Annotated in this window: 14 protein-coding genes and 2 tRNA genes; 7 read left to right on the top strand and 9 right to left on the bottom strand. The window is 34.6% G+C overall.

All coding sequences use genetic code 11. The features are described from left to right. Positions 1–4: 4 nt before the first annotated feature. Positions 5–1915 (top strand): OmpA family protein, encoded by a 1911-nt coding sequence (locus PXD56_RS03700; RefSeq protein WP_276492000.1) that lies wholly within the window; start codon positions 5–7, stop codon positions 1913–1915. Between the two features lie 18 nt (positions 1916–1933). Here the strand turns inward: PXD56_RS03700 and PXD56_RS03705 are convergent, their stop codons facing one another. The 5 genes from PXD56_RS03705 to mutS form a co-directional block, all read right to left on the bottom strand. Continuing rightward, the gene (locus PXD56_RS03705; RefSeq protein ID WP_276492001.1) at positions 1934–3187 is read right to left on the bottom strand and encodes an NRAMP family divalent metal transporter; all 1254 of its coding nucleotides are present in this window, start codon (positions 3185–3187) and stop codon (positions 1934–1936) included. 48 nt (positions 3188–3235) lie between these two features. Continuing rightward, positions 3236–3871 carry a SanA/YdcF family protein gene (locus PXD56_RS03710; protein WP_276492002.1) on the bottom strand — a complete coding sequence of 212 codons (636 nt, stop codon included), beginning with the start codon at positions 3869–3871 and terminating at the stop codon, positions 3236–3238. Between the two features lie 102 nt (positions 3872–3973). Further along, positions 3974–4060: transfer RNA gene (locus tag PXD56_RS03715), tRNA-Leu, on the bottom strand. Positions 4061–4102: 42 nt separating this feature from the next. Then, positions 4103–4174: transfer RNA gene (locus tag PXD56_RS03720), tRNA-Gly, on the bottom strand. 97 nt (positions 4175–4271) lie between these two features. Further along, positions 4272–6854 (bottom strand): DNA mismatch repair protein MutS, encoded by a 2583-nt coding sequence (mutS, locus tag PXD56_RS03725; protein ID WP_276492003.1) that lies wholly within the window; start codon positions 6852–6854, stop codon positions 4272–4274. 165 nt (positions 6855–7019) lie between these two features. On the opposite strand from mutS, the gene PXD56_RS03730 reads away from it, so the two are divergent. Beyond that, positions 7020–7550: an RNA methyltransferase gene (locus tag PXD56_RS03730; protein ID WP_276492004.1), complete on the top strand. Its 531-nt coding sequence runs from the start codon at positions 7020–7022 to the stop codon at positions 7548–7550. A 118-nt stretch (positions 7551–7668) separates the two neighbouring features. Here PXD56_RS03730 and folK read toward each other — a convergent pair whose 3' ends face one another. Next, positions 7669–8811, bottom strand: coding sequence for a 2-amino-4-hydroxy-6-hydroxymethyldihydropteridine diphosphokinase (folK, locus tag PXD56_RS03735; RefSeq protein ID WP_276492005.1), 1143 nt, complete (start codon positions 8809–8811; stop codon positions 7669–7671). Positions 8812–8882: 71 nt separating this feature from the next. Between folK and sppA the strand changes: the two genes are divergently transcribed. The 3 genes from sppA to PXD56_RS03750 are packed head-to-tail and all read left to right on the top strand — an operon-like array spanning position 8883 to position 14137. Further along, positions 8883–10643, top strand: coding sequence for a signal peptide peptidase SppA (gene sppA, locus PXD56_RS03740; RefSeq protein WP_276492006.1), 1761 nt, complete (start codon positions 8883–8885; stop codon positions 10641–10643). Between the two features lie 3 nt (positions 10644–10646). After that, positions 10647–11363: a queuosine precursor transporter gene (locus PXD56_RS03745; RefSeq protein ID WP_276492007.1), complete on the top strand. Its 717-nt coding sequence runs from the start codon at positions 10647–10649 to the stop codon at positions 11361–11363. Between the two features lie 32 nt (positions 11364–11395). Continuing rightward, positions 11396–14137: an AsmA-like C-terminal region-containing protein gene (locus tag PXD56_RS03750; protein ID WP_276492008.1), complete on the top strand. Its 2742-nt coding sequence runs from the start codon at positions 11396–11398 to the stop codon at positions 14135–14137. On the opposite strand, the gene PXD56_RS03755 is transcribed toward PXD56_RS03750, so the two are convergent. Continuing rightward, positions 14130–14924, bottom strand: coding sequence for a DUF2797 domain-containing protein (locus tag PXD56_RS03755; protein ID WP_276492009.1), 795 nt, complete (start codon positions 14922–14924; stop codon positions 14130–14132). The genes PXD56_RS03750 and PXD56_RS03755 overlap by 8 nt on opposite strands. A gap of 79 nt (positions 14925–15003) precedes the next feature. Here PXD56_RS03755 and PXD56_RS03760 point away from each other — a divergent pair, with 79 nt between their 5' ends. Both PXD56_RS03760 and PXD56_RS03765 read left to right on the top strand, forming a co-directional pair. After that, entirely contained in the window at positions 15004–16518 is a 1515-nt protein-coding gene (locus PXD56_RS03760; protein WP_276492010.1) for a GH3 auxin-responsive promoter family protein, read from the top strand. A 255-nt stretch (positions 16519–16773) separates the two neighbouring features. Beyond that, entirely contained in the window at positions 16774–17331 is a 558-nt protein-coding gene (locus PXD56_RS03765) for a dienelactone hydrolase family protein (protein WP_276492011.1), read from the top strand. 80 nt (positions 17332–17411) lie between these two features. On the opposite strand, the gene clpX is transcribed toward PXD56_RS03765, so the two are convergent. Both clpX and clpP read right to left on the bottom strand, forming a co-directional pair. Next, positions 17412–18647, bottom strand: coding sequence for an ATP-dependent Clp protease ATP-binding subunit ClpX (clpX, locus tag PXD56_RS03770; RefSeq protein WP_276492012.1), 1236 nt, complete (start codon positions 18645–18647; stop codon positions 17412–17414). A gap of 87 nt (positions 18648–18734) precedes the next feature. Further along, positions 18735–19415 (bottom strand): ATP-dependent Clp endopeptidase proteolytic subunit ClpP, encoded by a 681-nt coding sequence (gene clpP / locus PXD56_RS03775; RefSeq protein ID WP_276492013.1) that lies wholly within the window; start codon positions 19413–19415, stop codon positions 18735–18737. Positions 19416–19430: the final 15 nt, after the last annotated feature.

The raw sequence follows: 19430 nt of genomic DNA on the forward strand, positions 1-19430 counted from the left end.
GAAAATGAAATTTAAATTAATCATAGTAATACTAGTTTTTGTACCATTTCTAGGTTTAGCCCAAGACAAGAAGTCTAAAGCCGATAACCTATTTTATGGCTATCAATACGAAAAAGCCATTGAAGCTTATAAAAGTGAAATGCAAAAAGATTCTTTGACCAATCATCAGTTATTGAACCTTGCAGATTCTTATTTTAGTACGGGCAGTTATGATAATGCTTCTGAGCTTTATCTAAAGGTGAATAAGAACGACACCATTATGTCTGTTAACAGATTTAATAAAATGCTGCAGAGTCTCTCTAAAAACTCTGCAAGAGATAGGGTAAAAATGTTTTTAAAGTCGAAAGCGGACAAATTATCTCCTGAACTTTTAGAAAATGCGGAGTTTAATTATAGTTTATTGGAAATTCCTTCAAATACAGATAACAGTGTAATACGTGATTTGGGGGTAAACAGTGCTCAAGGAGATTTTTCGCCGGCATTTTATAAGAATGGAATATTGTTTAGTAGTAGTAGAGGGCGAAATAGTAAAAATGTATACGAACCTACAGGAGAATCTTATTTAGATATCTATTTTGCGAGATTAAGTTCTAGCAATACTTTAGTAGATGTTGAAACTTTTAAGGAGATACCAGCGACAGATTTTCATAAATCAACACCATACTATTCAGAAAAATTGGAAACGTTTTTCTATATCTTATCCAATGAAGAAGATGGTGAGCTTAGGTATAATGAAAATGGTAAAAATGCTTTGGCAATTGGTACGCTTACAAAAAATAACAGATTTAGATTTATACTAAAAGATCTAAGTACTTCCTTTTACTATCCTTTCTTTGATGATGCTACTGAGCGTTTATACTTTGCTGCAAACTTTGATGATAGCTATGGTGGTACAGATTTGTATTATGTGTACACTAATAATGGTCAGATAATGTCTGCGCCTATTAATTTAGGTCCTAGAATAAACTCTCCGGGTAACGAGATTGCTCCATATGTATTTGATGGTAGTTTGTACTTTTCTTCGGATATTTTTTATGGTCTAGGAGGAATGGACATTTACAAATCTAACATGTTACCAAATGATGCGTACACCATACCGGTAAATCTTGGAGAGGGAATTAATTCAAAAGAAGATGATTTTGGATTCATTATACAAAATGTGGAAAATACAGGATTGTCTGGATTTTTTGCATCTAATAGAGCAGGAGGAAAAGGTGGGGATGATCTTTACGGTTTTCAACTTAAAAATGCACCAGGTTTAAAAACATTTGCTCTAGGAGGTAAAGTTGTTAATCTTAGAAATAAAGTAGGGTTAAAAGGTGCTCAAGTGAGATTATTGAATCAACAAGGTGATGTTTTAAAAGAAGTTATTGCAGGTGATGACGGTAGTTTTAGGGTAGAAGTTCCGTGGATGTCTCAAGTGACTATACAGGCAACGAACGACGGTTATTCCATTTTCTCAACTACATATTCTGAAGAAGGTATGGAAGAGATTCAAAACACGTCTTATAACATGGGGCTTGCAAGAATGGAAGACTTGGTAACACAAAGAGAAGATAAAACGGTAATTAAGCTGAACAAGTTCTATTTTGATAAGGGCAAGTCGGTAATAAATCCTCAAGTGGAGAATGAGCTTAAGAAAGTTGTAGATGCCGTTGTACGTTTTCCTCAGATGAGATTAAGAATACAATCGTATACAGATACTAGAGGAAGTACTTCATCTAATAAAAGACTATCACAAGCAAGAGCTGATGTAATTAAAAATTATCTTTTGAGTAATGGGTTGAATTCAAATAATATTATTGAGGCAACAGGTTACGGTGAAGAAAATATTGTAAATAATTGTGTTAATGGTGCTTATTGTTTAGATTTTCTTCATAAACAGAATGAGCGTACATTGTTCGTTGTAGAATAGACGGTACTTGTTTCTATGCTATTTGGTAATTATGATATAGAAATAATACAGTGCAAAACAAGATAAGAATAGAATACCTGCGTAGGTAAGGAATTTTAATTTCTTACCTGGTTGAAATTTAGGGTCTATGTCCTTGCTGGTTACATTCTTTAAATTCATATAGCCAATAACTGGTGCAACAACGAAAGATACAAATGTTGCCAATGCTACCAGATTACCCATATTGGCACTAAACGCTGCTATAACTACAAAATTAATTAAGGTTAGAACTAATACTCCTAAAGCAAATGCCGCTTTGGTGGAAAACCAATTGCTTTTTGGTTTTAACAAAGTAATAATGTCGAGGCTTACTCTGGCTAAAGCATCATGTGCGGTCATACAAGTACTGAACATAGTGGCAAATGCGGAAATAGCAATAAATAGATATGCCCATGATCCTATGTGTTGAGTAAACAAGCGGACTACCTGATCTGCAAAACTTACGGCATTGTTGCTAAGTTGAATGTTTGTTCCGTAAAGGGTAAACCATCCTATTATCATGAAGAATATGGCTAGTACGGCTGTAATGGTATATCCGATATTAAATTCTTGTAGCGATTCTTTTAAGCTGGGTTTATTTTGAGTCTTCCATTTTTCTATACTCCATAAACTGATCCAGCTAGAGGCTTCTACGCTAGTAGGCATCCATCCTATTAATCCTATTAAGAATAATATTCCTACTTCGTTAAAAACGGGCTGGGGTTTAAAACCCGGTACATGTGTATCAGGTCCTTTAGCTAAAACTAGAATTGTAGTCACTAATAAAGCAATAAACAGTATGCTGACCACAAATTTTAAACTGATTTCCAAAAACCTGTATTTACCAAAAATGAGTAGGGCGCTTATAATTAAAAATAGAATTAATGCCACCATGGCTATAGAGCTGTGGCCAACACCAAATAGATTGATAAACAGCCCTGCGGTAACTGTATATAAAGCGGCTAAGATGGTGAATGTAGTTACTAGGGTAATTAGGGCATAAAACCACAAATAGCCTTTACCGCGGTTTAAATAGCCTTCTATTAGGGTTTTATTTGTGACGTTGGTATAGCGAACACCAAATTCGAAGAAAGGGTATTTTAAAACGTTAGCTAAAATGATAGGAATAACCATTAGCCAACCATATTGAGCCCCTGCTTTTGTAGATAAAACAAGATGAGAAGTACCTATGGCCATACTGGCGAATAGAAGTCCTGGTCCTAAATTTTTTAGATTTTTTTTAAAATTGAGCATTGTAATCGGTTTGGTTGGTGCTCTTAAATGTAGTGTATTTAATGCTACTTATTTTATCTCAATTGTGCTACCGTAAAATTTAGGCTGTGTATTAAGTATCATATCTATAAATACTTTTACACGGGCAAGGTATTCTCTTATTTGAACTTTTAATCCTTGGCTGGTTGAAACATCCTTCGCATTAAACCCAATAGCATTTAATCCTTTTTGTTTTGCAATATAAATAGCTCTCTCATTATGGAACTTTTGTGAGATAACGGTAACGTTGTTCAAGCCGAAAACGAACTTTGCCCTGAACATGGAATCTAAAGTGCGAAAACCTGCATAGTCCAAGAAAATAATTTTTTCAGGTATCCCTGCTTTTACCAAGTCTTTTTTAAAGGTATCCGGTTCATTGTAATAGATGCTACCATTGTCCCCGCTAACCAGTATAAATTTAATTTTACCGGCATTGTAAAGCTGTTTGGTTGCATTTATGCGATATGTGTAGTATGGATTTGGAGAACCGTCTGTTAATCTGTTAGAAGTACCTAGAACAAGACCAACACGATTACTGGGAACTAAAGATATGTCAGAATAGGTTTTTTCTTGCGCGGTGCTAGATATGATGCTATTGCAGGCAAATATCATCAGTATTAATGCTATAAATAGTAATCCTGATATTTTTAAAATTTTTTTTAGCATGCATCTGTAATGAAAACTAAAGTTAATGAATAACTGAAGATTTCGATTTGAAATAGATAGAAAATAAAAAAACCCCTGAAATCAGATGATTTCAGGGGTTTTTGGTACTCGAGGCGGGACTTGAACCCGCACGCCCCAAAGAGCACAGGATTTTAAGTCCGGCGTGTCTACCAATTCCACCACTCGAGCATACTTAGCATTGAAAAAAATGTTGACCGGCAACATTTTCTGAGCGAAAAACGGGATTCGAACCCGCGACCTCCACCTTGGCAAGGTGATGCTCTACCCCTGAGCTACTTTCGCAAATTTTAAAGAACGTGCATCTCTTTCCAGATGCGGGTGCAAATTTAATACAATTCTGTAAAAACCAAAGTAAAAATATGCAAAAGAATTAAAAAATTTACGAAGTAGCTTTTTTGTCCTTGGTTAACAGTCTTTTAATCTCATTTAATTTCATCAAAGCTTCTACCGGAGTTAGCGTATCAATGTCTAAATGTGTGATTTCTTCCTTAATTTCTTCCAATAAAGGGTCATCTAGGTTAAAAAAGCTGAGTTGCATTTCATCAGAATCATCTTTGAGTTTGTCTCCAACATCTTCACTAACGTGTTTGTTTTCCAACTTTTTCAAAATTTTATTCGCCTTTTGAATTACTTGTTGGGGCATACCCGCCATTTTAGCTACATATATACCAAAACTATGTTCGCTGCCACCTGGAACTAATTTTCGTAAAAATAGTACGGTATCTTTCAATTCTTTAATAGCCACATTATAATTTTTAATGCGATTAAAGGTATTGGTCATTTCATTGAGCTCATGATAATGCGTAGCAAACATAGTTTTTGCCCTTGCAGGATGTTCATGTAGGTATTCTGAAATTGCCCACGCTATAGAAATACCGTCATAAGTGCTTGTGCCTCTACCAATTTCATCTAAAAGCACAAGGCTTCGTTCAGATAGGTTGTTAAGGATAGATGCTGTTTCGTTCATTTCTACCATAAAGGTAGATTCTCCCATTGATATATTGTCACTAGCACCTACACGTGTAAATATTTTATCTACAACACCAATTTTAGCTGTTTCAGCAGGTACAAAGCTACCCATTTGCGCTAGTAAAACTATCAATGCGGTTTGTCTAAGTAATGCAGATTTACCACTCATATTAGGACCGGTAATCATTATAAATTGTTGATTGGAACGGTCTAATTGTAGGTCGTTTGAGATGTACTGCTCACCTAATGGCAGTTGTTTTTCTATTACAGGGTGCCTTCCATCTGTTATTTCTAAATCAGTGGAATCGTTTAAGGACGGACAATTGTATGCGTTTTCTTTTGCAAGTTGCGCAAAACCGCAAAGGCAATCTAATTGAGCAATAAGGTGTGCATTATTCTGAACGGGAGCAATATATTCTTGCATCCATACAACCAACTGTGAGAACAATTGTTGTTCTAAGGTTGATATGCGATCTTCTGCACCAAGAATTTTTGCTTCGTATTCCTTTAGTTCGTCTGTAATATAACGCTCGGCATTGACCAAGGTTTGTTTACGTGTCCAGGTTTCTGGAACTTTATCTTTATGGGTGTTTCTAACTTCTATATAATACCCAAAAACATTGTTAGAAGCTATTTTAAGGGAAGTAATACCTGTTGCGGCAGTTTCCCTTTCTAACATGTTGTTAAGGTAATTTTTACCCGATGTTGCCAGCCCTCTTAATTCATCTAGTTCTTCTGAGAAACCTTCTGCAATTGTACTGCCTTTTAAAATATTTACAGGCGCTTCTTCGCTTAGCATTTCTTTAATCTTTGCTCTTAATAAATCGCAAGATTGAATTTGGTCACCTGTCAAGGCTAGTGATTCGTTTTTAGAAGAGGTTGCTAGTTGTTTTATAGGGATTAAAGCTTCTAAAGAATTCTTTAATTGAACAACTTCTTTAGGATTGACCTTGCCTATTGCTACCTTAGAAATTAATCGTTCTAAATCGCCCATTTGTTTAATATGGTGCTGAAACTTTTCTAAAATAACTTCTTCCTCATATAGAAAAGAAACAATCTGCTGTCTCCTTTTAATTTTTTCTAAATTTTTAAGAGGTAAAGCAAGCCATCTTTTTATCATACGCCCACCCATTGGTGAAATCGTTTTATCAATGACATCTAAAAGTGTTACAGCATTGACATTGGTAGAATGGTAGAGTTCCAGGTTTTTTATGGTGAACCTATCCATCCATATATAATCGTCTTCGGCAATACGTTGCAGTTTTGATATATGTTGTAACTGGCGGTGTTGTGTTTCTCCTAAATAATGTAAAACCACACCAGATGCTATAATACCACAGGTTAAATGGTCAACACCAAAACCTTTAAGCGTATTGGTATTAAAGTGTGAGGTAAGGTTCTCTAGTGCATAGTCTTGTTGAAAAACCCAATCTTCTAAATAGAATAGGTGGTGATTTTTGCCAAATACAACTAAAAACTCTTTCTTATGTGCTTTTGAAATTAATACTTCGTTGGGAGAGAAATTCTGTAATAATTTATCGATTTGCTCTTCACTACCTTCTGAAGTTAAAAACTCACCGGTAGAAATGTCTACAAACGATATACCAATCTTCTTTCTTCCAAAATGAACGGCGCAAAGAAAGTTATTGGTTTTAGAATTTAAGATGTCGTCGTTCATTGCTACCCCAGGGGTAACTAATTCGGTAACGCCTCGTTTAACAATAGTTTTGGTTTGCTTAGGGTCTTCTAGTTGATCACAGATAGCAACGCGCTGACCAGCTTTTACCAGCTTAGGTAAATAGGTGTTTAATGAGTGATGCGGAAAACCGGCTAACTCTGTTCTTTCGCCACCATTGTTTCTATTGGTCAGTATAATTCCCAAAATACGTGAAGCCTTTACGGCATCTTCACCAAAAGTTTCATAAAAATCACCTACACGAAACAGCAATAATGCATCAGGATACTTGATCTTGATGGTGTTATATTGCTTCATTAAAGGGGTTACCTTTTTTGTCTTGCTTTTATCCGCCACTTTATCTTTATCTCATTAATTTTGCTTCTTCACGAAAGTATGGTTTAATCTCTGGAAATTTAATTATTGTTGATATTTCAGGATAAGTTTATAGCCATGCCAATTAATGAAATTGAATTGTACAGTATGAGAAAATTAAGAAATGAGGAGTTAGATAGAATTGATGTCGAGGGGTATAAACTTGCCAGTAAATCTCCTATAATTATTGTTCTTGATAATATAAGAAGTTTAAACAATATAGGTTCTGTCTTTAGAACTGCCGATGCTTTTCTAATTGAAAAAATATATCTGTGCGGTATTACGGCTAAACCGCCTCATAAAGATATTCATAAAACTGCACTAGGTGCTACGGATAGTGTAGACTGGGAGCATGTTGATGATACGTTGGAACTTGTTGAAAGATTAAAGAAAGAGGGTTGCCATGTAATAGCTGTAGAGCAGGCGGAAGATGCTACTCAATTAAATAAATACGCTCCTGCAAAAGATAAAAAACAAGTGCTCGTTTTTGGGAACGAGGTTAAGGGTGTGGTTCAGAACGTAGTTTCCGCAAGTGATGAAGTGTTGGAAATTCCGCAATTTGGCACCAAGCATTCATTGAATATTTCAGTAAGTGTAGGTGTGGTAGTGTGGGATTGCTGGAGCAAATTAAACGCATAAAAAAACCTGATCGTAGATCAGGTTTTTTAGTATAGTCTGAGTTAGTTAGTTGCACGAATGCTCACACAATAAAAGATTTTCTTTTCATTTACGCAAGAAATTGCTCAATTTATATTAGTTATAAGTTGGCTAGTGCAAAGTCTTCAATCTTGGTCAAAACCACTTCATAGTCGCTTTTATGGCTTACAAAATCAAGATTGCTGACATCTATAATTAGTTGATTTTCTTTGGGGTATGTCTTTAAAAAGTCAAAGTAACCACGGTTAATTTTCTCTAGGTATGTAAGCTCTATATTCTGTTCGTAATCTCTACCTCGTTTTTTAATTTGTTGCAATAACCTTTCTGTTGTTTGGTACAGATAAACGTAAACTTTAGGCTTTTTAACCTCTTTGTACATAAAGTTAAACACCTTTCTATATAGGTCAAACTCGTTCTGTTGTAGCGTGACCTTGGCAAATATTAGCGACTTATAGATGTCATAATCACTGACCATAAAACTTTTAAACAGATCAAGCTGATTGGTGTCTTCTGTAAATTGCTGATATCGATCGGCTAAAAAAGACATTTCTAAAGGGAAAGCATACCTGGCTTGGTCTTCATAAAAACTTGGTAAAAACGGATTTTCGGCAAATCGTTCCAATATTAACTTAGCATTGAAATCTTCTGAAATTTTTGTGGCCAAGGTAGTTTTACCTGCGCCAATATTACCTTCTATGGCAACGTATTGTAGACTGGCAAAAAACGTATGGCGATTTTTGAACAATCTTTTAATTTGTTTGGTAATAGTGCTTTTGTCTTTGCACTCTTGCAATAAATTCCTGGTATCTTTATTGAAAATGGGGTGATAGAATTGCGGAGTAATATCTGCAAGAGGTTTTAGAATAAACTTTCTTTCTTGCATTTTTGGGTGTGGAACCGTTAAATTTTCGGTGTTGATGATATCTTTTTCGTAATAGATTATATCAATATCCAAAGTTCTGCTTTGGTAACTGTCACTTTCATTCCGTTCTCTACCAAAATCAGTTTCAATGGCTAACAATTTAGCTAGCAAATCTTCAGGTGATAGTAATGTCTGTAATTCTAAACAGGCATTTAAGAAATCTTCCCCTTCAAAACCCCAAGACGGAGTTTCATAAATGGCAGATACCTGCCTAATTTCGCCGGCTATTTTACCGATTTCGAAAATGGCTTTTTGTAATAACAATTGACGGTTGCCCAAATTACTGCCAATAGATAAGAATGCTGTTTTGTATACTCCCATAATATTAGAGCAAAATAACTAAAACATATTCACATTAGTTATCTTTGTTCACTATTAAAATAAAGATTTAAATGAATTTTTTAAGAAATTTTCTAGCTTCCATTTTAGGTTCCTTGTTTGCGTTTGGGATCATGTTTGTTATGTTTTTAATTTTTGTAAGCTTGGTCAGCAGTGGAGAAGACACTGTTGCTGTTGAAGACAACTCTATTTTAGAATTGCAATTACAAAGGCAAATTTCAGATTATACAGGTAATAATGAATTAGATCCTTTTGCAGGTATTTTTGAAGAGTCTCAAGGCTTGGATGAAATCATACAGGCTATTGAAGTAGCTAAGAATGATAACCGTATTAAGGGTATAAGTATTAACAATAACTTCATTATAGCCGGTTTGGCACAAACTCAGGCTATTAGAAGGTCATTAGAAGATTTCAAAGCAGAAGGTAAATTCATTTATGCCTACGCTGATTTCTTTATGCAGCGAGATTATTATTTGGCAAGTGTTGCAGATTCTATTTTTATAAATCCGGTAGGGGTTTTGGATTTTAAAGGTTTGTCTACAGAAGTACTTTATTATAAAGAGCTTCAAGAAAAATCTGGAATTAAGATGGAGGTTATTCGTCATGGAAAGTACAAAAGTGCCGTTGAGCCATATTTAGAAGATAATATGAGTGATGCCAATAGAAGCCAATTGACTTCATTGCTTCAATCACTTTGGAATTCTATGATTGTAGATATTTCAAAAACACGTTCTATTTCTGAATCTGATTTAAATATGATTGCGGATACCTTAGGTGGTAGAACTCCTAAATACGCAAAGCAATCTGGTTTAATTGATGATGTAGTTTTTTATGATGAGTACGAGAGTAAATTGGCAAATGCACTTAGTCTTAAGGCAGATGAGGATATAAATTACAGTAAATTAGATGACTATGTAAAATATTCAAATAAAAAGAAGCTAAAATCGGGTGACGATAAAATTGCAATCGTGTTCGCGCAAGGTGAAATTTTATATGGAGAAGGTGGTCCTAATATCATAGGTCAGGGAATTATTAATGAAGCGCTAATTAAAGCTCGTGAAGATGAAGATGTAAAGGCAATTGTGTTGCGTGTAAATTCACCAGGTGGTAGTGCTTTAACTTCAGATATTATTTGGAGAGAGGTGGCGCTGGCAAGAGAAGAAAAACCAGTAGTAGTCTCTATGGGTAACGTTGCGGCGTCTGGTGGGTACTATATTGCAGCTGGTGCAGATAAGATATTTGCAGAACCAACTACGATAACGGGTTCTATTGGAGTATTTGGTACAGTGCCTAATATGACCGAGTTGGCAGATAATGTTGGTATTAATGCGGAACAAGTGGGTACCAATAAAAATGCTGTAGAGTATTCGCTTTTTGAGCCTATGCAAGAAAGCTTTAAAAATCAAATTCAAGAAAGTATAGAAGAAACCTACCAAACATTTTTACAAAGAGTATCAGAAGGTAGAAATATGAGTATGGCGCAAGTAGATAGCGTTGCTCAAGGTAGGGTTTGGAGCGGTACTGAAGCTTTAGAAGTTGGCCTGGTAGATGAACTTGGTAATTTAGACGATGCTATTACTGCTGCTGCAGAGATGGCTGAATTGGGGTCTTACGGAATTAAGAAATTCCCGAAATACAAAAGCGGATTTGAACGCTTTATGGAAGATTTAGAAGGGGCAAGTCTACAACTTAAAGAGAATGTGTTGAAAGATGAAATAGGAGATGAGGCATACAAAGTTTTAAAAGAATTACAGTCTTTTAAAGAGCAACAAGGTGTACAGGCTAGAATGCCATTTGCATTAGATATTAAATAATATATGACCTTAAAAGATAGAAAACTAGCACAACGTATTTATCTGTATTTAGGGGCTTTGTTCATCACTTCTCTAGTGGTTTCAAACCTTATATTTCAAAAGTTTTTTTATTGGAATCCCTTCGGGGATTTCACTCTTTATGGGGTTTCTCTTTTTGAAATTTCGGTTGGTATTTTACCTTATCCCATAACCTTTTTAATTACGGATCTTATATCAGAGATTTATGGAAGAAAAATGGCAAACCAGATCGTTACAGCTGGTATATTTGCTTCTTTCTTTTCTATGGGTATTATTTTATTGGCAGAAGTAGCACCTGCAATTCCTTCTTCACCTATAAATGATGAAACTTTTACAAAGGTTTTTGCATTATCACCAATTGCAGTTCTGGCCTCGATGATTGCTTATTTGTTAGCGCAATACGTTGATGTGGCCATATATCATTTTTGGAAAAGGTTGACCAAAGGGAAGTATTTATGGATACGTAACAATTTTTCAACATTCCTATCACAATTTCTTGATACGTTTACCGTTGTGGGGTTGTTATGTGTCTTCAAAGTACTACCGTGGGATCTTTTTTTCGGTCTTGTAGTAAGCGGATTTATTTTTAAGATTTTTATAGCATTTCTAGACACCCCTTTTCTCTATTTCTTCGTATATATTATGAGAAAACGTTTTAATTTAAAGCCAAATGAAGAATTGGATTTAGATGTTTTAGAATAAGAACATTAAAAAAAACAGATTAAAAGTATACTATGGGTAAGAAAATATTAAAAATTGTTGGGATATTATTAGTCTTGATCATCGTGGTTTTAATCGCGGCTCCTTTCTTTTTAGAAGCTAAAATTGGTGAGATTATTAAAAGTAATGTTAACCACAATGTAAACGCCACACTAGATTTTTCAGAGGCTAATTTAAGTTTGATCAGTAGTTTTCCTAATGCAGAAGTAGATTTTAAAAATGTTGTTCTTTTGAATAAGGCTCCTTTTAAGGGAGATACTTTGTTTAAGGCTGAAAATTTGGACTTAACCATGGGTATCATGCAATTGTTTAAAAACGAGGGAGATGCAATAGCCATTAATAATATCAATTTAGATGGTGCATTTATTAATGTAGTGGTTGATAAAGAAGAGAACGCTAACTATGATATAGCCTTGGCGTCTGATCCTGCTAACACAGTAGAAGAGGAAGCTGGTGCTACAGATGGTTTCAACTTAGATTTGCAGTCGTACGAAATTACAAATACAAGAATCTACTATACGGACAATTCAACAGGTATTGCTTTTAAGTTAGATGATTTTCAGCATACGGGTACTGGTGATTTGTCTTTGGCCACTTCTGAGTTAGATACACATACCGATGCTTTTATTTCATTGGAAATGGATAGTGTTAATTACTTAAGTAAGAATAAAATAAAGTTAGATGCCCTTATAGGTATCGATTTAAATGAAAATAAATATTCTTTTTTAAAGAACGAGGCATTACTAAATCAGTTGCCTTTGGTGTTTGATGGTTTTATTAAATTGAATGAAACCAACCAAGAGGTAGATTTAACCTTTAAAACTCCTTCGTCAGATTTTAAAAACTTCTTGGGGGTTATTCCTGAGGTGTATTCTAAGAATATTGAAGATGTTACTACTACAGGTAATTTTGCCGTTAACGGTAATTTCAAAGGTGTTGTAGATGAAACTCATATTCCAACTTTTCATATAGCGTTGAAATCTGATAATGCTTCATTTAAGTATCCAGATTTGCCAAAAGCCGTAAGCAATGTCTTTTTTGACATTCAACTGGATAATAAAACCGGTATAGCAGAAGATACATATGTAAATATTAACAAGGCTTCTTTTAAAATAGATGAAGATAAGTTCAATCTTACTTCTAATATTAGCGAGTTAATGGGTAATACCAAAGTTAAAGCGCATATGGATGGTGATATGAATTTGGCAAATATCTCTAAAGCATATCCTGTGCCTGAAGAATACAATTTAAAAGGAATGTTGAAGGCTGATATTACTACAGCTTTTGATATGCAATCTGTAGAGAAAGAACAGTATGAAAAAACAAGTACTGCAGGGAATCTAAGTTTAACAGATTTTGAGTATAATTCAGAAGAACTTGCAAATCCTGTAAAGTTTAAAGCTGCGTCTTTAACTTTTAACCCTAAAACGGTTACTTTAAATAATCTGAACGGAACTACAGGTACTACAGATTTTGATGCAACTGGTACCATCAACAACCTTTTGGGCTTTATGTTCAACGATGAAAAGGTAGAAGGTAACTTTAATTTAAAGTCTAACTCTTTTGCTTTGAGCGATTTCATGGTTGCGGAAACCGAGACCGCCTCAACTACGGGCGAAGAAGCTGCAGCTAGTGAAGGAACAGTACAGGAAGAAAAAATTAAAATTCCATCTTTTTTAGATGCGACGATTAATGCAGATGCTAAAAAGGTATTGTATGATGATATTGTGTTGAGTGACGTAAAAGGTGTGTTGAAGATAAAGGATGAAACTGCAACGCTTAGTAATATGACGGCCGGTATGTTTGGTGGTAAAATTGCATTTAATGGAGATGTGTCTACTAAAAATGAGACGCCTACTTTTAATATGAAGTTAGATTTAAATCAGTTAGGCATTCAAGAAACATTTGCCTCTGTCGATCTATTTCAGACTATTGCTCCAATCGCTAAAATGTTAAATGGAAAATTAACGTCAGATATTTCTTTGTCGGGTAATTTAACCGATGATTTAATGCCAAACCTATTGTCATTGACTGGTGAAATGTTTGCCGATTTGATGACGGAAGAAGTGAATACAGAAGATGCACCTGTATTGAATTCTTTAGTCTCTAATTTAAATTTTATCGATTTAAAACAATTGAATTTAAAAGATTTGAAAACATCATTAAGTTTCAATGATGGTATAGTAGTCGTAAAACCATTTACCTTGAATTATAAGGATATTGCCATTAATGTTGATGGTAGCCACTCATTTGATCAAAAACTGGATTATAAGGCAACATTACAAGTGCCAGCAAAGTATTTAGGTTCTGATATTACCAATTTAATTGCTAAAATTGATGATCCTTCTTTAGCTGATTTGACCATACCTGTAGTTGCCAATATTGGCGGACTCTACAACAGTCCTCAAGTGAGCACTGATATGACTACTGGTGTAAAACAATTGACCAATAAGTTAATTGAAGTTGAAAAACAAAAACTAATTACTAAGGGAACGGATAAAGCTAAAGACTTAATCGGTGGTTTAATTAGTGGAAATAAAACTAGTGAAGATACTACTGGTACATCTGCGACTTCAACCAAAACGAGTGCTAAGGATATTCTAGGTAATATTTTATCCACTAAGAAAGATACTGCTACCACAACGTCTACCAAAAGTGATTCTGTGCCAGTACAAACTGAAAAAGAAGCAGTTAAAGAAAAAGCAAAGGATATCTTAGGAGGCTTATTTGGTAAGAAAAAAGATAGTACTAAGTAATGGTGAGACCAACGTAGTACCCCTCACTACCTCTTACATTGAAAACGGTATTATCTTCAAATATGAGATATTGACCTTTTATACCTTTCAGTTTACCTTCAAAAGTTGGTGTTTTGGTTAGGTTAAGGCTTTTTACTTTAGTTGGGTATTGCAGTACGGGAAACTGCATTTCTGTTTCTGAATTAGAATCTAAGAAATAGGGCAGAGCCTCTTCAGGTATATACTGTTTAAGTTTATCTCGCCATTCTTGTAGATTTTCGTCTACTACTGTATTGGTAAGCATGGTACGCCAATTTGTTTTATCGCCAACATGATCTTTTAGTGCAACTTCAGTAATTCCTGCTAAGTATCTATTGGGCACTTCTACAATTTCTATGGCTTCATGCGCTCCTTGGTCAATCCAACGAGTAGGTATTTGTCCTTTTCTGGTAACACCTACTTTTACATTGCTAGAATTGGCTAGATAAACGATATGCGGCTGTAGTTGCACCTTTTTCTCATACGCTAAATCTCTGTCTTCTTGGTTTAAATGTGCCTTACTTAGCTCGGGTCTCATAATCCAATCTCCCGCAGATGGTATCTCAAAAAAACATGATTTGCAAAATCCTTGTCTGTAAATAGGTCGGTCATTACCGCAATTGAGACATTGATGTTTAATAAATTCTATTTTCAATGTCTTATCTAGAACTTGGTTTACATTTAAAAAGTCTGATTCAAATAACATATAATATTGAATAGGACTTCCTATTTCTGTCTGCATTTTTCTAAGTACTCCCTCGTATTGCATGTAAATTTGGCTTATTGAATTATCAATTTGAAAATGATAGTGAGATACGCTATTTTTAACAATACAAAGATACCTATAAATGCCAATTACCCTATTTAATTCAATCGCCTCTTGGTTGCTAAAGAAACGATATCACCAGATAGAACTTTTTTTAAAATATCCTGATGAGGTTCAAGAAGAGGTTTTATTGCAGTTGCTTGAATTTGCAGAAGACACAGAGGTGGGTAGAACCTATGATTTTGAGTCTATTGAATCATATAAAGTGTTTAAGGAGCGATTGCCTATAGTATCATATGAAGAGGTTCAGCCAATTATTGAGCGTACTAGAAGAGGTGAGCAAAATCTGTTTTGGCCTACCAAAGTAAAGTTGTTTGCCAAAAGTAGTGGTACAACAGATGCCAAAAGTAAGTTTATACCGGTTAGTGCTGAGGCATTAGAAGATTGTCATTATAAATCAAGTAAAGATTTGTTATGTCTTTATCTGAACAATAATGAAAACTCTCAATTATTTACTGGTAAAAGTTTGCGTTTAGGAGGTAGTAAAGAACTCTATGAGGATAATGGTTCTTTGTTTGGTGATTTATCCGCTATTTTAATTGATAACATGCCGTTGTGGGCAGAATATAGTAGCACACCTAGTAACAAGGTGTCTTTGATGAGTGAATGGGAGAGTAAGCTTATGGCGATCATTCACGAAAGTGTTCAAGAGAATGTGACCAGTTTGGCTGGTGTGCCTTCTTGGATGCTGGTTTTAATGAATAAGGTACTTGAAGAGACCGGAAAAGAAAATCTATTTCAGGTTTGGGAAAACTTAGAGGTATATTTTCACGGTGGGGTAAATTTTAATCCTTATAAAGAACAGTATAAAAAAATATTGCCCAAGAGTGATTTTAGGTATTATGAAATTTATAATGCCTCTGAAGGTTTTTTTGCTATTCAAGATCGAAATGGTGCCGATGATTTATTATTGATGTTAGATTATGGGATTTTCTATGAATTTATTCCTATGGATGTCTATGGTTCTTTTAAGGAAGAGGCTATACCTTTGTGGGAAATTGAATTAAGTAAGAATTACGCTATAATAATTACTACTAACTCTGGCTTGTGGCGTTATAAAATAGGAGATACAATACGTTTTACTTCTAAAAGTCCTTATAGAATTAAAGTTACGGGCCGTACTAAACATCATATTAATGTGTTTGGTGAAGAGTTAATTATTGAGAATGCCGAAGAGGCGCTGAAAATAGCTTGTGCAAAAACAGAGGCTGAAATAATAGATTATACTGCCGGACCAGTTTTTATGGTAGGTAAGGAAAAAGGAGCCCATGAGTGGATTATGGAGTTTAGAACTTTTCCAAAAGATTTTGATGCTTTTGTAGAGATATTTGACAATGCTTTAAAATCTTTAAATTCTGATTATGAAGCAAAGAGACTTAATAATATTACCTTAAATATGCCAAGAGTACATAAAGCACGTAAAAACCTTTTTTATGATTGGTTAAAGAAGAATGACAAACTTGGTGGTCAACATAAGATTCCAAGACTTTCTAATAAGAGGGATTATCTAGAGGAACTTTTACTAATGAATAAGTAATTTGCTCCATATACACTAGATTTTAACCTAATCACAACAAATTTTTATATTTTTTCAATGCTTAGCATACATTTGTCTTAATGATTGTAGCTTTTGTATTACGTCTTTATTGTAGTCGATTTACGTTAAAGTAATGTCCGATTAAAGGGACTACGTCGATAATTTTAAACGCGTAAACAATTAAATGGGTGTAAGTGGAGTTATTATTCCAACTTGCTAGAGTAAAACTTAACCAATACTATAAATACTATTATTATGGCAGAGAAATTAGTGATTGTTTCCGATATGTGGGGCGCCAAAAAAGGATTGTGGATTACTTCATACTTAGGGTATCTTCAACAATATTTTGATATTACTTTTTATGATAGTCAGCAACTTGCAAATCTAGATATATTAATACAATCTGAAGAGAATGTACATAATGCATTTTTAGAAGGTGGTATAGATACTGCAGTATCTCATTTATTAAAGAAAGAAACTGAGCCTTGTTATTACCTAGCTTTTAGTACAGGTGCAACTATAGTTTGGGAAGCTGCCAAAAAAGGTTTGCCGGTTAAGTCTTTGTATGGTGTTTCTCCTACTAGAATCCGTAAAAAGAACGATAGACCTAACGTACCTTTTCAATTGGTATATGGAGCTAACGATGAGTTTAGACCAAGTGAAGAATGGGCAGATAGTTTAGGTGTAGAAATGGAAGTTTTACCTAATTATGGACATACATTATATACAGATGAGAAAATCATTCAAAAAGTATGTATGGATTTATTACAAGAAGTAACACAAATTACACCACAAGTGAAAAAAGTGGTTTGAAAATAATATAATAGTAAAGTATAAAAAAAGCGAAGATTTAAATCTTCGCTTTTTTTTATATTCTAAAATTAGATGTAATCTTATGAAACTGCCTTTAGCTTTTTAATGGTATCGTGAGATAGCATTTCTTCTGCGTATGGTTTTGTCACTTTAAAATCGGTATCACCTGAACTTGGCATTTCAAACATGGCATCTGTAAAGATGGCTTCACAAAGAGATCTTAAACCTCTTGCTCCAAGTTTATATTCAATTGCTTTATCAACAATATAGTCTAAAGCCTGGTCTGTAATGCTGAATTTAATATCATCCATTGCAAACAGCTTTTCATATTGTTTGATAATTGCATTTTTAGGTTCGGTCAAGATTGCTCTTAAAGTCTTCTTGTCTAACGGGTTCATATGTGTTAGTACAGGAAGTCTACCTATAATTTCAGGTATAAGTCCAAAATCTTTTAAATCTTTTGGGATGATGTATTGTAATAAGTTACTATCATCTAAGAAGCTATCAGATTTAGATGCGCTATAACCTACCGCTTGCATATTCAAACGCTTTGTTATTGCACGTTCAATACCATCAAAAGCTCCACCGGCAATAAATAAGATGTTCTCTGTATTTACTTCAATGAATTTTTGATCAGGATGCTTTCTTCCTCCTTTAGGCGGAACGTTTACAGAAGTACCTTCTAACAATTTTAAAAGTCCTTGTTGAACTCCTTCTCCAGATACATCTCTTGTAATAGAAGGGTTATCGCTCTTGCGAGCAATTTTATCGATTTCATCAATAAAAACGATACCTCTTTCCGCTTTTTCAAGATTGTAATCTGCCGCTTGTAAAAGACGGGTTAAAATACTTTCTACATCTTCACCTACATAACCAGCTTCGGTCAAAACAGTTGCATCAACAATAGCTAATGGTACATTAAGTAATTTTGCAATGGTCTTGGCCATTAAGGTTTTTCCTGTACCGGTTTGCCCAACCATTATAATATTACTTTTCTGAATCTCTATATCATCTTCTTGTGAAGATGGTTGTAGTAACCTTTTGTAGTGGTTATAAACCGCAACGGACATTACCTTTTTGGTACGCTCTTGCCCTATGATGAAAGTGTCTAAAAATTCCTTTATTTCTTGAGGCTTTTTTAGAACAAGTTCAGAAGAAAGATCATTGGTCTTTGTCTGTTTTGACTCTTCGGCAACAATGCCATGAGCTTGTTCAATACAACGGTCGCATATATGTGCGTCGAGACCAGCAATCAACAAATTAGTTTCAGGCTTTTTTCTACCGCAAAATGAACATTCTAAATTTTCCTTTGCCATTATCTATCTTCTATATTCTATTCCTTAACGATCAAAAATCGTTTTTGGTTTAAAAATCATTAATTTATTTGAATCAATTAGTCGGAATTATTTCTTCTCCCTTACCAAAATTTCATCAATCATACCGTACTTAAGCGCTTCGTCAGCTTTCATCCAGTAGTCACGGTCACTATCATCACGTACTTTATCAATATCTGTACCTGAGTGTTCAGCAATGATTTGGTAAAGTTCGTCTTTAAGTTTTAATATCTCTCTGGCTGTAATTTCAATATCACTAGCTTGACCTTGTGCACCACCAAGAGGTTGGTGAATCATAACACGAGAGTGTTGTAAACCACTACGTTTACCTTTTTCACCTGCGCATAAAAGAACAGCACCCATAGAAGCGGCCATACCTGTACAGATAGTAGCAACATCAGGAGTGATAAATTGCATGGTGTCATAAATACCTAAACCTGCATATACACTACCACCTGGTGAGTTAATGTAAATTTGAATATCTTTTTTAGCATCAACACTTGCTAAAAACAATAATTGTGCTTGTATAATGTTGGCTACTTGGTCATTGATGCCAGTACCCATAAAAATGATGCGGTCCATCATTAAACGCGAATAAACGTCCATTGCAACGATGTTCATAGAGCGCTCTTCAATAATGTTTGGCGTCATGTTCGTTGGGTACATGCTGCTCATTATGGAATCATAATATGTGCTGCTAATGCCTTGGTCGTTTATAGCGAAATTCTTGAATTCTTTTCCGTAATCCATAAATTGTATGTCTAT

It is taken from the genome of Maribacter zhoushanensis (genome assembly GCF_029350975.1).
Taxonomy (GTDB): domain Bacteria; phylum Bacteroidota; class Bacteroidia; order Flavobacteriales; family Flavobacteriaceae; genus Maribacter; species Maribacter zhoushanensis.